Genomic DNA, 15,667 nt, shown 5'->3' with positions numbered 1-15,667 from the left:
AGCAGCGCCACGTCGCCGACGCGGATGCGCGCGCCGTGATGAGCCCCGCGCCGCTCACTCGGCGGCCGCCGCGTACGCCTCCATGGGCGGGCAAGTGCACACCAGGTTGCGGTCGCCGTAGGCGTTGTCGATGCGCCCGACGTGCGGCCAGAACTTGTGCTCACGGACCCAGGGCGCCGGGAAGGCCGCCACCTCGCGGCTGTACGGCCGATCCCAAGCGCTCGCGGTGACCACCTCGGCGGTGTGCGGCGCCTGCTTCAGCGGGTTGTTCTCGCGGGGCCACGCGCCCGTCTCGACCTTCCGGATCTCCTCACGGATCGCGATCATCGCGTCGCAGAAGCGGTCGAGCTCCGCCAGCGGCTCGCTCTCCGTCGGCTCGATCATCAGCGTGCCCGCGACCGGGAACGACATCGTCGGCGCGTGGAAGCCGTAGTCCATCAGCCGCTTCGCCACGTCCTCGCCCTCGATCCCCGCGCTGGCCTTCAGCGGCCGCAGGTCGAGGATGAACTCGTGCGCGCAGGTCCCGTTGGCCCCGCGGTACAGCACCGGGTAGTGCGCCTCGAGCCGCTTCGCCATGTAGTTCGCGTTGAGGATCGCCATCCGCGTGGCCTGGGTCAGCCCCGCCGATCCCATCATCAGGATGTACACATATGAGATCGCCAGGATGCTCGCGCTGCCCCACGGCGCCGCCGCGACCGGCCCGATCGCCTGCGCCCCGCCATCACCGGTGAACGGCGCCACCACCGGGTGCCCCGGCAGGAACGGCGCCAGGTGGGGCGCTACCCCGATCGGGCCCATGCCCGGGCCGCCGCCGCCGTGCGGGATGCAGAAGGTCTTGTGCAGATTCAGGTGGCACACGTCGGCGCCGAAGTCTCCCGGGCGGCACAGCCCGACCTGCGCGTTCATGTTGGCGCCGTCCATGTACACCTGCCCGCCGCGGCCGTGCACGACCTCGCAGATCTCGCGGATGCTCGCCTCGAACACCCCGTGCGTGCTCGGGTAGGTGATCATCAGCGCCGCCAGGCGATCGGCGTGCGCGCTGGCCTTGGCCGCGAGGTCGGCGAGGTCGACGTTGCCGTGGTCATCGCAGGCCACCGGCACCACGGTGAAGCCCGCCATCACCGCCGACGCCGGGTTGGTCCCATGCGCCGAGGTCGGGATCAGGCACACGTCGCGGTGACCCTGGCCGTTTGCCCGATGGTACGCGCGGATCACCAGCAGCCCCGCGTACTCGCCCTGCGAGCCCGCGTTCGGCTGCAGCGACACCGCCGCGAAGCCAGTCACCTCGCACAGCATCGCCTCGAGCGACGCGAACATCGCCGCGTAGCCCTTTGCCTGATCGCGCGGCACAAACGGGTGCAGGTCGGCCAGCCCCGGCCAGGAGATCGGCATCATCTCCGAGGTGGCGTTTAACTTCATCGTGCACGACCCGAGCGCGATCATCGAGCTCGTCAGCGACAGGTCGCGGCCCTGCAGGCGATGCATGTAGCGCAGCAGGTCGTGCTCGCTGTGATACGCCGAGAAGATCGGGTGCCCCAGGTACGCGTCCGTGCGGGCCAGCGCCGCCGGCACCACCAGCGCGCTCGCGGCCAGGTCGGTCGCCACGTCGCAGGCCAGCACCGCCGGCCGACCCGCGGCGAACGCCGCCAGCAGCTCATCGACCTCCGCCAGCGTCGAGCGCTCGTCGAGCGACACCCCCACCGTGCTCGCCCCGATCGGGCGCAGGTTGTAGCCGCGCTGCAGCGCCGCCGCGAGCACCGTCGCCGCAGTGCTGCCCGCCAGCTCGACCCGCAGCGTGTCGAAGAACGGCGCGTCGCCGACGCTGTGCCCGAGCCGGCGCAGCCCCTCGGCCAGCACCGCCGTGAGCCCGTGGACCCGCTCGCCGATCTGCCGCAGCCCCTTCGGCCCGTGATAGACCGCGTACATCCCGGCCATGATCGCCAGCAGCACCTGCGCCGTGCAGATGTTGCTGGTCGCCCGCTCGCGGCGAATATGCTGCTCGCGGGTCTGCATCGCCATGCGATACGCCCGCTTGCCGGTCGCGTCCTTCGACACCCCGATCACCCGCCCCGGCAGCGCCCGCTTGTACGCCTCGCGCGTCGCCATGAACGCCGCGTGCGGCCCCCCGTAGCCGAGCGGCACCCCGAAGCGCTGGGCCGAGCCGACCGCGATGTCGGCCCCCAGCTCGCCCGGTGAGCGCAGCACCGTCAGCGCCAGCAGGTCGGTCGCCACCACCACCAGCGCGCCCGCGGCGTGGGCCGCCGCGACCAGCTCGGCCTCCGCGCGGACCCGGCCGAAGGTGTCCGGATATTGAAACAGCACCCCGCAGGTGTCGCCATCGAAGCGCATCGCCTCGACCGCGACCACCTTCACCGCGACCCCGAGCGCCTCGGCCCGCGTCTGCACCACCGCGATCGTGTGCGGGTGGCAGGTCTCCGCGACCACGAAGCTGCGCCGCTTGTGATTCGCCAGCGCGAAGCACATCCCCAGCGCCTCCGCGGCCGCGGTCGCCTCGTCGAGCAGCGACGCGTTCGCCAGCGGCAGCCCGGTCAGGTCGCTGATCATCGTCTGGAAGTTCAGCAGCGCCTCGAGCCGCCCCTGGGCGATCTCGGCCTGATACGGCGTGTATTGCGTGTACCAGCCCGGGTTCTCGAGGATGTTGCGCTGGATCACCGGCGGCGTGATGCAGGCGTAGTAGCCCATCCCGATCAGCGAGCGCAGCACCCGGTTCTGGCCGACCATCGCGCGAAACGCCGCCTGAACCTCGTGCTCACCCGCCTCGCGCCCCGCGATCACCTCGGGCCCGAACTTCAGCGGCCGGGCGATGCGGATCGCCGCCGGCACCGTGCGGTCGATCAACGCGTCGAGCGAGTCGAGCCCGAGCGTGGCCAGCATCTTCGCCGTCTCGTGCGGACGCGGGCCGATGTGGCGGTGAACGAAGGTGTCGCTGGGGGCCAGGAGCGTTGCGTTGTCAGGCATGGCGATCGCGGCGTGACTGTATCAGCCGGCCCCGATCCGCCTCCCCGGCGCGCAACCAGAGTTTGCGCACTGGCCCGCACACGGCCCACACGCGGCCCACTGCAGATCCAGCGCGACTCACAGAACCGCGATCACCCGAGCGCCGCGAGCAGCTCGTAGATCGTCCCCGCCGCCGCCGGACGGGCCGCCGCCAGCATCGCCGTCCGCATCGCCGCCAGCCGGGCCGGGTCGCCGAGCAGCCCGCAGATCGCCGCCGCCAGGCTGTCCGCGCTCCACTCCCCCTCGCGCAGCAGCACCGCCCCCTTCGCCTCCACCAGCGCGCGCGCGTTGTGCTCCTGATGATTGTCGGTCGCGTGCGGGAAGGGCACCAGCACCGCGGGCCGCCCCGCCGCCGCCAGCTCGGCCAGCGAGGTCGCACCGGCGCGACACAGGACCAGGTCGCACCACGCGTACGGCGTCGCCATGTCGGTGAGGAACTCGGCGACCCGCACCCGCGGCGCCGTCAGCCCGAACCCGTGGTACGCCGCCTCGACGCGCTCTCGATCCCCGCGCCCGGTCTGATGCCAGATCTCGAGCCCCGGCAGGGCTGACAGCAGCGCCGGCGTGGCCGCCACGATCATGTCATTGATCGCCCGCGCCCCCTGCGAGCCGCCGAACACGAACAGCCGCGGCGGCCGCGTCTCGGCCCTCGCACCGACCTCGCCCGCGGCCTGCAACGCCGCCAGGATCGGCCGCCGGATCGGGTTGCCCGTCAGCACCACCTTGCGCCGCGGGAAGAAGCGCCCGTGATCCGGGAAGGTGCAGAACACCCGCTTCACCACCCGCGACAGGATCCGATTCGTGATCCCCGGGATGCTGTTCTGCTCGAGGATCGCCGTCGGCCGCAGCAGCATCGCCGCCGTCGCCACCACCGGCCCGCTCGCGTAACCACCGACCCCCACGACCACGTCCGGGCGAAATTCACGCACGATCTTCAGGCTCTGCCACCACGCCCGCGGCAGCCGCAGGAGCCCCGCCAGCAGCCCACGCAGCCCCCTGCCCTTGATCCCCGTGGCGTCGATCAGGCGCAGCGCGAAGCCCTGCTCCGGCAACACCCGCGCCTCGATGCCGCGCGCAGTCCCGACGAAGAGCACCTCGCCCCCGCGCGCCCGCACCTCCTCGGCCAGCGCGACCCCCGGGAACAGGTGCCCGCCCGTGCCCCCGCCCGCGATCAGCACCCGCAGCGGCCGATCGCCGCGCGCCCGCACCGACGCCGGCACCGGCGCCAGCTCGCGACGAACCCCCTCGGGCCCGCCCACGGCGGCGTGCATCAAGGTCCGCGGCAGCATCTGATCGACGGGCGGCGTGAACGTCGGCATGGGGCACCAGGTAGCGCACTACGCCCTCGCCCGCAGCTTTGTTGCGAAAACCGGGGCGAGCACCATAGCGCGCAAACCCGACCTCAGCCCGCCGCCACCTTGCGCCGCCAGATCTGCAGCAGCTTCTGCGTCTGCGGCCCGGGCGCGGCCAGCTCGGCCAGCGTGCAGGCGTCGAGCGCCGCCATGAATTGTCCGCGCGCCCCGTCCAGCACCCGCGCCAGCTTGCACACCGAAGCGATCGGGCAGGTGTTGTGCGCCCCGTCGAAGCACTCGACCAGGTCGAGATTCGGCTCGCACGCGCGGACCACCGCGCCCACCGTGATCGCTTCGGGTGGCCCCGCCAGCTGCAGGCCCCCGCCGCGCCCCCGCACCGCCGCCACGAAGCCGGCCCGCGCCAACAGACTCGCCACCTTCATCAGGTGATGCCGCGAGATCCCATACGCCGCGCTCACCTCCGCGATCGGCACCAGCCGCTCCGGCTGGGCCCCCAGATACAGCAGCGTCCGCAGCGCGTAGTCCGTGAAGTTCGTCAGCTGCATCTTGACCCGCTCCGGCATAACATGCATTCTGCGTGCAGCTTTTACAAGCGGAGGTCTGAAACATGAGTCTCTACGACGAACTGGGCGGCGCCCCGGCCCTCGATGCCGCGGTCGACATCTTCTATCGCAAGGTCCTGAGCGACGACCGCATCGCGCGCTTCTTCGACGGCGTCGACATGGAGCGCCAGGCGGCCAAGCAGAAGGGCTTCCTGACGATGGTCCTCGGCGGCCCCAATCACTACACCGGCAAGGACATGCGCACCGGCCACGCCCACCTGCTCGCCAAGGGCCTCAACGACAGCCACGTCGACGCCGTGATCGAGAACCTCGGCGCCACCCTGGCCGAGCTCGGCGTCAGCGCCGAAAAGATCGCCGAGGTCGCCGCCCTCGCCAACTCGGTCCGCGACGACGTGCTCAGCCGCGACCACAAGCCCGCCGTCTGATCGTCCCGGCGGTCGCGGTCCTCCAGCCGCGCCAGGTTCCACGCCCGGGTCGCCGCGCGACCCGGCCGCCCGCGGCCCGTCGATCCACTCCGGAGTCCGCCATGCCCGTGCTGCACCACGGCGATCTTCACCTGTCCCTCGAGCCAGGTGAGACCGCCCTCGACGCCCTCCTGCGCGCCGGCGTCCCGGTCCCCAACAGCTGCCGCGCCGGCGCCTGCCAGAGCTGCCGCCTGCGCGCCAGCAGCGGCGATCCGCCGCCCGCCTCGCAGGTCGGCCTCAAGCCGACCCAGCGCGAGCGCGGCTACTTCCTCGCCTGCCTGTGCCGCCCCGAGTCCGACCTCACGATCGCGGTCGACGACGACCCGCCGCAGGACGCCGAGGTCGTAGCGATCGAGCCGCTCTCCGTCGACGTCGTCCGCCTGCGCCTGCGCCCGCTCGCCCCGCTGGTCCACCGCGCCGGCCAGTTCATCACCCTCCTGCGCGCCGACGGCCTCGCCCGCAGCTACTCGCTCGCAAACCTGCCAGGCGACGACACCCTCGAGCTGCACGTCCGCGCGCTCCCCCACGGCCGCATGAGCCAGTGGATCGCCCACGACCTGCGCCCCGGCGATCAACTGCGCATCCGCGGCCCCGAGGGCGACTGCTTCTACACCGACGGCAGCCCCGAGCAGCCGCTCCTGCTCATCGGCACCGGCACCGGCCTCGCGCCGCTCCTCGGCATCGCCCGCGACGCCCTCCACCGCGGTCACACCGGCCCTATCACCCTGCTCCACGGCGCCGTCACCCCCGCCGGGCTTTACCTCGTAGATGTCCTGAAGGACATGTCCCGCGCGCACGCGAATTTCTCCTATCTCCGCTGCGCCCTCCACGGCGAGGCCGCCGAGGGCCTGCAGATCGGCGGCATCGAGGCGGTCGCCGCCGCACTTCACCCCAAACTCGCCGGCCACCGCGTGTTCCTCTGCGGCGACCCCGAGCGCGTCCAGGCCCTGCGCAAACAGTGCTTCCTCCGCGGCGCCCGCATGGACCAGATCCTCGCCGACGCCTTCGTCACCGCGCGCCCGCCGGTCTGATCCGAGCGCCACCATTCCTGCGGGAAAGCGCGACCGCCCCCGGGTGCATGGGACCGTGATGACCCTTGACTTGGTCCCGCCGAGATGTGCGAGCCCAATCCGTGGGCCCTCGCCGTGACGCTCACCATCCTGGCGCTGTGCGTCACGGCCTGTCCGGGCGAGCCAGCGACCACCACCGACAACAACACCACCGAATTGACCACCGGCGGGCCCGGGGACAGCACCGGCGCGAGCGCCGTGCCGACCACCGGCGGGCCCGAGGACAGCACCGGCACGAGCGCTGCGCCGACCACGAGCGGGACCGGGGACAGCGCGACGACCAGCGCCAGCACCGGCGACGAGTCCGGCGAGACGGGGCTCATCCCGGTGCCCGAGGTATGCGAGCACCCGCCGCCGCCGCCCTGCGATCGATCGCCAAGGCCCTTCCACTCGACATGGACCGGGACGAGGTCCACTTCTTCTGCGACAACGCGCCCGAGCACCACAACCCCGACCAGCTGGACATGGACGGCGACGGCTTCGGCGACATCGTCGATCGCTGCCCGACCGTCGCCACCGACAACAACACCGCGGACACCGACAAGGACGGCGTCGGCAACGGCTGCGATGTGTGCCCGCGCCAGTTCTCGCTAACCCCCCCCCGGGGCGCCCGCCGGGCCCGCCCTAAGCGGGTGCGCAACGTCCCCCAGCAGGGCGACGCCGACCGCGACGGTATCGGCGACGTGTGTGACAACTGCGTGCGCGCCGCCAATTGCCAGGGCTTCGGCGACGGGCCGGGGCTCACGCCCTTCGCCGTCGGCACGTTGATCGACCTCGACGCGCCGGACTGCCAGCCAGACCTCGACCCCGACCAGGCGCGTCGCGGCGGCTCTAGCTGCGCCGCCTGAACTCCCGCCGCGCGCCCGATCGGTTCTGCACGGTCGGTCGACGACTTCGTTGAGGAAACTCGATCGCCATCTCCCGGAGGTGCGCCGCACGATGGGACTGCTCGTCGACGCAATGCAACCTTACAGCCGTTCGGCGTCGCCGGCATCGCGACCTCCCGACACCTCGGCCGCCAGCAGGTCACCGCTGGCGGCTGGACGATCCCCATGGCTCGAAGCCGCGTGAGCGCAACCCGGTGCGATGTGGGAACGCGCGGCCCTTCGGCTTTCGACGTCAGCGTCGGCGGCCGCTCTGCGTCCGGGTACGACGGATGCGCGCCACCCGGTCCGCTGGTCGTCGACGAGCTCGGGCCGCGGGCCGCGGGGGTCTTCGAGCTGCCGCCCGGCTGCGACGAGGCCCTGACCCAAGCGCGACGGCAAGGCCCGCAAGATCGAGGCCTGCAACGTCGACGACCCGAGCGAGCTGTGGAACTATCTGTGCCTCCTGCCGGCCTGGGATCAGGACTACGACGATATCCCGGACGACTGCGACCTCTGCGACCGCCAGCGATCCGGGCAGCGCGATGGCCTCGACGCGAACACAAGGGTGGCCCAACTTGGGAAGTACTGGCGCTGGGACCCGGACCTGCTCGATCCGCCAACAGTGCCAGCCAGCGCACCGCCCTCACCCAGGCCGCGCGCAGCGAAAACCGCCACCGGTATACAACGGCGCCCTCGGCCAGCGACGCGCGCTCACAGCGACTTGACCTCGACCGGCGTCTCACGCTCTCCTCGTGCCGTGCCAGCGATGCATGGTCCCGAAGCCGCCGCGCAGACCCGCGACGAGGCCAGATCCCCCGGCGACCGCCCGGCGCTCGAGCGCCCCGGCAAAGCCCCACGCCGGCCCCCGGCGATCCACTCCTTGCATCGCAGGCTCGGCAACCGCGGCGTCGTCCAGCTGCTGCAACAGCTCCGCGGCGCCCTGACGACGGCAGCCGAGCCGACGGCGATCTTCCCCACCGCGCTGGCCGGCACCCGCACGCCCGGGACCCACTATCCGCACGGCGAGGCGATCGCCCGCAGCTTCGGCCGCCACACGATCGCCGGCCTGCAGGCGCACCTCGGCCCGGCCGCGTCGGCCAGCGCCGCGGCGATCCACGCGGAGGCCTACGCGCTCGGCGAGCACGTCGTCTTCTCCCGCCCGCCGGACCTGCGAACCGCCGCGCACGAGGCCGCGCACGCGATCCAGCAACGCGCGGGTATCTCGCTGCCGTCGCGGGTCGGCCGCGTCGGCGACGTCCACGAGCGCCACGCCGACGCGATCGCCGAGCGGGTCCAGACCGGGCAATCCGCCGAGCCCCTGCTCGACCGCGTCGCGCCACCTGGCCACAACCTCCCGCGCTCCGAGTCCGTCGTCCAGCGATTGATCCGTTTCAGCTACACGCAATGGCTCGCGCAGCGGCCCGCGACACAGGCTCTGGTCAGCGAATTCGTGAAAGACTTCATCAGCCCCGAGTACCAGCTCGCCCGCATCTGGCCAAGGGCCAGGGCGCGGCCAAGATGGCGGACGACGAGAGCGCGGCGGCACTGCTCACCGCATTCACGGCCCTCACGACCGCATTCACCGCGAGCCAGACGAGCAACGATTGGACCGGCTGCACCGCGCCCGCGGACGCGCTCGTGCTCGAGATCAACCGGGTCCTGACCGCGTACACGAGCTACAAGGAGGACCTCGGCTCGTACAGCAACACCCGCGCCGACAACTGGAAGACCGACCCGACCAAGCAGGCCCTCGGCATCATGGAAGGCCTCGTCACCGCGAGCGGCCTGGCGGACCGGACCGCCGCCCCGGGCACCAAGGAGAACCCGCAGCAGCCCGACATCCCGGGGATCCGCTGGAGCCTGGCCAAGGCGGCCCTGCCCGCCCCCCTGCGCAACTTGATCCGCGATATCTACACATCCTGGCGGATCGGCGCGGTGCTCGACGATCGCAGCCAGGTGGCCCAGCAGCAGAAGGAGAAGAACCCCAAGGAGCCGGCGACCCTGCGTTCATGGCACATGAACGAGCAGGGCCAGCTCCCCGAGATGCAGGGCGCCGGGCTCCCGAACAACGCCGTGCCGCTGCATAACCACTACACCGCGACCTCGGTCAAACCATATGACAAGCCGGCGAACGCACCGATCGGCTACGCCGAATACACCGGCACGGGTCTCCTGAACGACGCGCACAACAGCAAGATCGTGCTCGACTACATGAGCGGCATCATCTACCTCACCGTGACCCACTATCAGCTCTACGACCGCTCGAACGACCAGGTCCCGATCTACACGCAAAGAGACAAGAGCGCCGGCTCGGGCGCCCACAGCGCGTGGTTCTACATCGATATGGCGCAGTGAACCCGCGTGCAGCGATCCGCGCTCGCCGCATAGGCGCCGGGCGGTGACCCTGTCACTGTCACCACCCGCCGCTCACCCCACCCGCGTCTCGCGGCGCCCGTCCGCGTGGATCGCGAAGCGCCCCTCCCCGCGCGCGTGCGCCGGCCCGTCGCTGCTCCACGGCCAGCCGCCGAAGCCCGTGCGACGATAGTCCGCGAAAGCCTGGGCGATCTCGTCCCGCGTATTCATCACGAACGGCCCGTATTGCACGACCGGCTCGCCAATGGGCCGGCCCTGCAGCAGCAACAGCTCGCCGGGCGAATCACCATTGACCAGCTCCACCGCCGCCTCCGGCCGCAGCCGCAGCCCCGTGCGCGCCGCCGCCTTGCGCCCGGCGACCGTGAGCCCCGCCCCGCGATAGAAGTACAGCGTGCGGTTGGTCCCCGCGAGCGCCGCCGGCAGGGTCCAGCGGGCCCCCGGCGCCATCGTGATCGACCAGATCGCCACGTCGCTGTCGCCCCGCGCCGCCCACGAGTCCGGCGGCGGCGCCGGGGCCCGCGTGTCCGCGAGGTCGCCCGCGATCACCGTGATCTCGGTGCTGCGCCCCTGCGCGTCCTTCTCCACGCGGACCGGCGTCGTCTCGCGCCACAGCATCGAGAAGTACGGCGCCGCGAACTTGCTCGCGCGCGGCAGATTGAGCCAGATCTGAAACAGCTCGAGCGGATTGCCCGCGTCGCGCTCGACCAGCGGGAACATCTCCGAATGCACGATGCCCGCGCCGGCCGTCAGCCACTGCGTGTCGCCGCGGCCGAACCGGGCCGTCGCGCCCAGCGAGTCGCTGTGATCGATGAGCCCGCGACGCACCACCGTCACCGTCTCGAAGCCGCGGTGCGGGTGCTGCGGGAAGCCCGGCACCACGTCGCCGTGGTACATGCGCCAGCCGTCGACGCCCGCGAAGTCCTGGCCGATGTCGCGGCCCGCCAGCGAGCTCGCCGGGCCGAGCTGCTCATTGCCGGCCGGATAGGCGTCGTCGTGGTGCACACAAAACAGAAATGGGTCGATGGTCTCCCACTGGAAACCCAGCGGGCGCGCGCTCAATACAGGGTCTTGCTGTTGCACAGATACCTCGCTCTTTCGATCGTTCGGATCGGGAATGCCAGGAGTGCTCCCGTCGCAGCCGGATACCCCGGCCAGGGCGGCGCCCGCGAGCCCGGTGATGAGCTCGCGGCGGGTGAGTCGTTCGGCGTGGTCGTCGGCGGTCACGGTGGCTCCTTGGCAGGACGAGGATGGGGCCGCCCGGGCCCCGGCGAAAGCGCGTCGCGGCGCAACGCATTGTTGCAGCGACCGCTCACCCGAGCATCCTACGCGACCCCACGCGCCAACAGATCCGCCAGCGCAGCCGTCCGGTCCGCGCACCGCCCCGGTGCACCTACCCGCCCCACGACGGCCCGTGTTAGCGTCCCGACCTGGCATGACCCTCGCGCTGGACGACACCGCCGCCGGGGCACCCGACGCCGGCGATCCCCTCGCCCTCGCCAGCGACGAGCTCCAGCGCGGCACGGTGATCGGCCGCTACGTCATCCTCGACCGCCTCGGCGCCGGCGCGATGGGGGTCGTCCACGCCGCCTTCGACCCCGACCTCGACCGCAAGGTCGCGCTCAAGCTGCTGCGTCCGCGCCCGGACGGCGCCGGCGAGCTCCGCCTCCTGCGCGAGGCCCAGGCCCTCGCCAAGCTCGCCCACCCCAACGTCGTCACCGTCCACGACGTCGGCACCCACGCCGGCCGCGTGTGGATCGCCATGGAGTTCGTCGCCGGCCAGACCCTCGACGCCTGGGCCCGCGAACGCCCGCGCCGCTGGCCCGAGCTCCTGCGCGCCCTGCGTGACGCCGCCCGCGCGGGGTCGAGGCGGCCCACGCGGCCGGGCTGGTCCACCGCGACCTCAAGCCCGACAACGTCATGGTCGATCACGACGACCGCGTCCGCGTCATGGACTTCGGCCTCGCCCACGGCCGCCTCGCCACCGCCGCCCTCCCCACCGTCCCCGACCTCGAACCCGGCACCGACTCCGCCTCCCGCTCCGACCTCGCCGTCCTCAGCGCGAGGCTCACCCGCGTCGGCGCCGTGCAAGGCACCCCCGCGTACATGGCCCCCGAGCAGTGGGAGGGCCGCGAGGCCGAGGCCGCCGCCGATCAATTCGGCTGGTGCGTCATGGCCTGGGAGCTCCTGTACGGCGAGCGCCCCTTCGTCGGCGCGACCTTGCTCAAGCTCCGCGCCGAGGTCCTCGCGGGCCATCGCCGGCCCCCACCGCGCGGCCGCGGCGTGCCCCGCTGGCTGCACCGCGTGCTCGTCCGCGGCCTCGCAACAGCCCCGGCGCAGCGCTGGCCCGACCTCGCCGCCCTGCTCACCGCCCTCGATCGCGGCCGCAGCCGGGCCCGCCTCAAGCTGGTCGCCCTCGGCCTCGCCGTCGTCACGCTCGCGGCCCTCGCCGTCCTCGCCGCCCGCCGCATCGATCACGCCCAGCGCGTCGCCGCCTGCGAGCAGACCGGCGCCGCGATCGACGAGGTCTGGAACGACGCCGCCCGCGAACGCCTGCGCGCCGCCTTCCTCGCCTCCGGCGTCGCCCAGGCCGCGATCACCGTGGACAAGCTGCTGCCGTGGTTCGACCGCCACGCCAGCGCCTGGAAGACCGCCCGCATCCAGGTCTGCGGCCACGCCGAGCTCGCCCGCGACTGGGACCCCGCGACCCAGGGCCGCGCCCTGTGGTGCCTCGACGACCGCCGCAGCAGCCTCGTCGCCCAGCTGCGCCAGCTCGCCGTCGTCGACGCCACCGCGGTCCACCGCGCCGTCCCGACCGCCGCCGCCGTGCCCGTCGACGACCGCTGCACCGACCCGAATTGGTTGCTGCGCCAACCATCACCGCCGACCCAGCGCCGCGACGAGATCGCCGCCACCCGCGAGGCCCTCGCCCTCGCCACCTCGCTCGCCGCCACCGGCAAGTACAGCGACGCCGTCGCCGCGGCCGTCGCCGCCCGCACCCGCGCCGAGACCCTCGCCTGGCCGCCCCTCCTCGCCGCCGCGCGCAACGTCGAGGGCCACGCCCTCGCCGCCAGCGGAGCCTACGCCGCCGCCGAGACCACACTCGCCGGCGCCTACTTCCTCGCCGCCCGCGAGGGCGCCTGGACCGTCGCCAGCGACGCCGCCAGCGAGCTCATCCACGTCGTCGGCTACAACCTCGCCCGCCCGCCCGAGGCCCGCGCCTGGTTCCGCCACGCCGAGGTCGCCGCGGCCCACGCGGGCGACCCCGTCGGCCTGGTCGCCGCGGCCCGCCTCGAGCACCTCGGCACCGCCCTCGACCTCGCCGGCGACTACGCCGAGGCCGACGGCCTCTACCGCGAGAGCCTCGCGCTCCGCGAGCGCGCCCTCGGCCCCGCGCACCTCGCCGTCGCCCTCGGCCTCAACAACCTCGGCGCCCTCCTCCTCGCCACCGGCGACAACGCCGAGGCCCGCACCGTGCTCGAGCGAGCCCTCGAGATCCGCACCGAGGCGCTCGGCCCCGAACACCCCGACCTCGCCCAGAGCCTCGGCAACCTCGCCAGCGTGCACGTCGCCCTCGGCGACTACGCGACCGCCCGGACCCTGCACGAGCGGGCCCTGGCGATCAAACAGCAGACCCTCGGCGCCAACCACCCCGCCGTCGCCAACACCATCAACAACCTCGCCCTCGTGCACTACCACACCGGCGCCTTCACCGACGCGCGAGCCCTGCACGAGCGCGCCCTGGCGATCCGCGAGCAGGCCCTCGCCGCCGACCACCCCGCCGTCGGCGACAGCCTCGTCAACCTCGCCGTGATCGACCGCGCCCTCGGCGACGACGCGGCCGCCCGCGCCCGCTACGAGCGCGCCATCCCGATCTTCGCGGCCGCCCTCGGCCCCGATCACCCCGACCTCGCCGACGCGCTCAACAACCTCGCCACGCTCCTCGCCATCACCGACCCCGCCCAGGCCCGCCGCCTCAACGAGCGCGCCCTGGCGATCCGCGAGAAGGCCCTCGGCCCCGACCACCGCCTGGTCGCCGACAGCCTCGCCAACCTCGCCAACCTCGAGCTCCACCGCGGCGCCACCGGCCCCGCACGCGCCCTCCTCGAGCGCGCCCGCAAGATCAAGGAGCAAGCCCTCGGCCCCGATCACCCCGACCTCGCCCTCACCCTCAAGGACCTCGCCCGCGTCGACCTCGCCGAGCACCACCCGCACGACGCCTTGCCCCGCCTCGAGCGCGCGCTCACCATCTTCGCCGCCCAGCCCGGCGATCAACACGGCGAGCTCGAGGCCCACTTCGAGCTCGCCCGCGCCCTGCTAGCAAGCAACGGCGATCGAGCCCGGGCGATCGCCGCCGCCACGCACGCCCGCGACGGCTGGCGCGCCAGCGATCAGAAGCTCGCCCTCGCCGAGGTCGACGCCTGGCTCGCCGCCAATTCCCGCTGAATTACTCGAACACCACCCGCTCGCCGAGCGCCGCCAGCACCCCCGCCGAGCTCGCCTCGATCGCCGCCCGCTGATCTCGCGGCAGGTAGATCCGCAGGTCGCCCGCCGGCGTCGCCAGGCTCTCCGGCAGGCGCACGATCGCCGTCTGCTGCAAGCGCAGCCGCGTCAGCGGCACCCGCCCGATCGCCTCCGGCAGCTCCGTCAGCGGCGTCTGCTGCAGATCCAGATCTCGCAGCGCCAGCAGCTCGCACACGCTGTCCGGCAGCGTCGTCACCAGCGTGCGTCCGAGGCTCAGCGATCGCAGCGCGCTCGCCCCCCCGATCGACGCCGGCAGCCGCGTGATCGGGCACTCGCACGCGTCGACGAAGCGCAGCTCCTGCAGCGCCCCGATGTCCTCCGGCAGCGCCGCCACCCCGCGCACCCGCAGCTCGCGCAGCCCCGTCATCCCCGCGATCGGATCCGGCGCCGACACCCCCGGCGGCAGGCGCAGCAGCGTCACCCGCGACAGCCGCCCGAACGACCGCGGCAGCGCGGCGAGCTTGGTCTGCGGCAGCAGGTCGAAGGCCCCGCCGAGCAGGGCCGCCGCCCCGAGGTCCTCCGGCAGCCCGCGCAGCGCCTTGGCGCCCGCGAACTCGAGCTGCTCCAGCCGCGCCAGCCGACCCCAGCCGCCCGCCGGCAGCTCCTTGATCTGATTCGAATGCACGACCAGCTTCACGAGCCCCGCGCACGCGAAGATCGCCGGGTCGATCGCCTGCAGCGTGTCGGTGTCGAGCACCAGCTCGCGCAGCCGCGTCAGCCGCCCGATCTCCGGCGGCAGCGCGTTCAGCTTGCCCTCGACCACCAGCGAGCCGCACGCGTCGAGCTCCCCCGCCGCCAGCGCCCGCTGCAGCTCCGCCGTGCTGCCGGAGAAATAAGCCTGCCCCTCGACGATCTCGACGCCCTTCATGTGCCCGCCACAAAGCACGAGCCCGCCGCTAACGCAAGCGCGCGTGTAGCGATGGCCGGGGAGGTCACTCTTGCGGCGCCGAGGCCCGCCGGAGGGGCTGGGGCGGAGATTTGAGTGACCTGCGAATTGCCGAAGTGTGGGGTCATCCGCGCCCCGGGACGGATGGCAGAGACGAATCAGAACTCGAGCATGAGGCCCGCTGTCCACGTCCCGTGCAGCGAACGCTGCACCCTCGGCCTCAGTTTCTTGCTGGAGCGGTACAGGTACCCGCCCACGCCGAGCAGCGCCGGCCCCACGATCAGCGCCAGCGTGCCGACCGCGAGCAGGACCGTCCCCTGTGGCTCGGGAAAACTAAAGCCAGCACAAGGTTCGCCGCAGTGGGGTGGGCTTCGGCGGCTCGGGTTCGTATTGCGCCCGGATTGCGAGCCCACCGAACAGCGCCAGCGCGCCACAGAATGACGTGACACCGCCACCGATCAGCAGACCCACGCCCTTGGGCGACACCTGCTCCGGCTCTGCGGGCTCGAACTCCCGCTGGGCAGCGTCATCCGGCCCGCTTCGCTGGCGGGCCGCCGGAGTCGGCGGTGCCCGCGTCGACCTGGCAGCCGTCG

At 72.7% G+C, this 15,667-nt stretch carries 11 protein-coding genes and 2 pseudogenes; 8 read left to right on the top strand and 5 right to left on the bottom strand.

The genetic code is table 11. The features are described 5' to 3' along the window. Positions 1–54 precede the first annotated feature (54 nt). The 3 genes from gcvP to IPJ59_RS21380 form a co-directional block, all read right to left on the bottom strand. Entirely contained in the window at positions 55–2,979 is a 2,925-nt protein-coding gene (gene gcvP, locus IPJ59_RS21390) for an aminomethyl-transferring glycine dehydrogenase (protein WP_293251182.1), read from the bottom strand. Between the two features lie 131 nt (positions 2,980–3,110). After that, complete coding sequence (gene murG, locus IPJ59_RS21385) at positions 3,111–4,202, bottom strand: undecaprenyldiphospho-muramoylpentapeptide beta-N-acetylglucosaminyltransferase (RefSeq protein WP_463673373.1); 1,092 nt, start codon at positions 4,200–4,202, stop codon at positions 3,111–3,113. 218 nt (positions 4,203–4,420) lie between these two features. Beyond that, positions 4,421–4,894 carry an Rrf2 family transcriptional regulator gene (locus IPJ59_RS21380; RefSeq protein WP_293273102.1) on the bottom strand — a complete coding sequence of 158 codons (474 nt, stop codon included), beginning with the start codon at positions 4,892–4,894 and terminating at the stop codon, positions 4,421–4,423. 44 nt (positions 4,895–4,938) lie between these two features. Here IPJ59_RS21380 and IPJ59_RS21375 point away from each other — a divergent pair, with 44 nt between their 5' ends. From IPJ59_RS21375 to IPJ59_RS21355, 5 genes are all read left to right on the top strand, one after another. Beyond that, positions 4,939–5,319 (top strand): group I truncated hemoglobin, encoded by a 381-nt coding sequence (locus tag IPJ59_RS21375; protein ID WP_293273101.1) that lies wholly within the window; start codon positions 4,939–4,941, stop codon positions 5,317–5,319. 101 nt (positions 5,320–5,420) lie between these two features. Further along, complete coding sequence (locus tag IPJ59_RS21370; RefSeq protein ID WP_293273100.1) at positions 5,421–6,389, top strand: 2Fe-2S iron-sulfur cluster-binding protein; 969 nt, start codon at positions 5,421–5,423, stop codon at positions 6,387–6,389. A 377-nt stretch (positions 6,390–6,766) separates the two neighbouring features. Then, a complete protein-coding gene (locus tag IPJ59_RS21365) occupies positions 6,767–7,276 on the top strand; it encodes a thrombospondin type 3 repeat-containing protein (RefSeq protein ID WP_293273099.1) in 510 nt (169 codons plus the stop codon). Between the two features lie 784 nt (positions 7,277–8,060). Beyond that, positions 8,061–8,957, top strand: a complete 897-nt coding sequence (locus IPJ59_RS21360; RefSeq protein WP_293273098.1) for an eCIS core domain-containing protein — start codon at positions 8,061–8,063, stop codon at positions 8,955–8,957. Then, positions 8,933–9,649, top strand: a complete 717-nt coding sequence (locus tag IPJ59_RS21355; RefSeq protein ID WP_293273097.1) for a hypothetical protein — start codon at positions 8,933–8,935, stop codon at positions 9,647–9,649. Before IPJ59_RS21360 ends, IPJ59_RS21355 begins: the two co-directional genes overlap by 25 nt. Before the next feature lie 72 nt (positions 9,650–9,721). Here IPJ59_RS21355 and IPJ59_RS21350 read toward each other — a convergent pair whose 3' ends face one another. Beyond that, positions 9,722–10,747, bottom strand: coding sequence for a pirin family protein (locus IPJ59_RS21350; RefSeq protein ID WP_366524655.1), 1,026 nt, complete (start codon positions 10,745–10,747; stop codon positions 9,722–9,724). Between IPJ59_RS21350 and IPJ59_RS38010 the strand changes: the two are divergent. The 3 genes and pseudogenes from IPJ59_RS38010 to IPJ59_RS21335 form a co-directional block, all read left to right on the top strand. Continuing rightward, a pseudogene (locus tag IPJ59_RS38010) lies at positions 10,689–11,429 on the top strand (protein kinase domain-containing protein); the annotation flags it as partial. The gene IPJ59_RS21350 and the pseudogene IPJ59_RS38010 sit on opposite strands and share 59 nt — an antisense overlap. A 104-nt stretch (positions 11,430–11,533) precedes the next feature. Then, positions 11,534–12,016: pseudogene (locus tag IPJ59_RS21340) on the top strand (protein kinase domain-containing protein); the annotation flags it as partial. Positions 12,017–12,265: 249 nt separating this feature from the next. Beyond that, on the top strand, positions 12,266–14,110 hold the full coding sequence (locus IPJ59_RS21335; RefSeq protein ID WP_293273193.1) for a tetratricopeptide repeat protein: 1,845 nt from the start codon (positions 12,266–12,268) through the stop codon (positions 14,108–14,110). Position 14,111: 1 nt separating this feature from the next. On the opposite strand, the gene IPJ59_RS21330 is transcribed toward IPJ59_RS21335, so the two are convergent. Beyond that, positions 14,112–15,056, bottom strand: coding sequence for a hypothetical protein (locus IPJ59_RS21330; protein WP_293273094.1), 945 nt, complete (start codon positions 15,054–15,056; stop codon positions 14,112–14,114). Positions 15,057–15,667: the final 611 nt, after the last annotated feature.

It is taken from the genome of Nannocystis sp. (genome assembly GCF_016714285.1).
Taxonomy (GTDB): Bacteria; Myxococcota_A; Polyangia; order Nannocystales; family Nannocystaceae; genus Nannocystis.
Note: the sequence above shows the minus strand (reverse complement) of the source record. Positions and strands in the feature narration are given on the sequence as shown.

Bases quoted from the DNA above. Each gene is read 5' to 3' on its own strand.
- IPJ59_RS21330 (WP_293273094.1), bottom strand. From the start codon at position 15,056: ATGAAGGGCGTCGAGATCGTCGAGGGGCAGGCTTATTTCTCCGGCAGC.
- gcvP (WP_293251182.1), bottom strand. From the start codon at position 2,979: ATGCCTGACAACGCAACGCTCCTGGCCCCCAGCGACACCTTCGTTCAC.
- IPJ59_RS21360 (WP_293273098.1), top strand. From the start codon at position 8,061: ATGCATGGTCCCGAAGCCGCCGCGCAGACCCGCGACGAGGCCAGATCC.
- IPJ59_RS21365 (WP_293273099.1), top strand. From the start codon at position 6,767: ATGCGAGCACCCGCCGCCGCCGCCCTGCGATCGATCGCCAAGGCCCTT.
- IPJ59_RS21380 (WP_293273102.1), bottom strand. From the start codon at position 4,894: ATGCCGGAGCGGGTCAAGATGCAGCTGACGAACTTCACGGACTACGCG.
- IPJ59_RS21375 (WP_293273101.1), top strand. From the start codon at position 4,939: ATGAGTCTCTACGACGAACTGGGCGGCGCCCCGGCCCTCGATGCCGCG.
- IPJ59_RS21370 (WP_293273100.1), top strand. From the start codon at position 5,421: ATGCCCGTGCTGCACCACGGCGATCTTCACCTGTCCCTCGAGCCAGGT.